1 protein-coding gene is annotated in these 506 nt (G+C 71.9%); it reads left to right on the top strand.

The window, feature by feature from the left end; translation table 11 throughout:
• Window positions 1-506 (top strand): ferric reductase-like transmembrane domain-containing protein (locus tag J0695_RS42385; protein ID WP_505383655.1); only part of this gene is annotated, 506 nt, incomplete at both ends.

Below are 506 nucleotides of genomic sequence, written 5' to 3'. Positions count from 1 at the left end.
ACGGGCTCTACGGCGTCGTCACCGCGCTGGTGCTCTGGTACCGTGTGCTCACCCCGATCCGGCTGAACCTGCGTCACCGGATGCGGGTCGATGCGGTCATCGAGGAGACGCCGGGCATCGTGTCGGTGCTGATCGGTGGGCGCAAGCTGCACCGGATCGGCGCCGAGGCGGGGCAGTTCTTCCGCTGGCGGTTCCTGGCACCGGGGATGCGGTTCAGCTCCCACCCGTACTCGCTGTCGGCGGCGCCCCGTCCCGACATGCTGCGGATCACGGTGAAGGCGATCGGCGACCACACCTCCCGGCTGCGCGAGCTGGAGCCCGGCACCCGGGTGTGGGCGGAGGGCCCCTACGGGGCGCTGACCGCCCAGCGCCGCAGCCGTGGCAAGGTGCTGCTGGTCGCCGGCGGCGTGGGCATCACGCCGATGCGGGCCCTGTTCGAGACGCTGCCCGGCGCCTCCGGCGACATCACCTTGCTCTACCGGGCCAACACCACGCATGACCTGGCC

It is taken from the genome of Streptomyces beijiangensis, assembly GCF_017315755.1.
Taxonomy (GTDB): Bacteria; Actinomycetota; Actinomycetes; order Streptomycetales; family Streptomycetaceae; genus Streptomyces; species Streptomyces beijiangensis.
The sequence above is the reverse complement of the archived record's forward strand: the minus strand, read 5'-3'. Positions and strand labels throughout refer to the sequence as shown.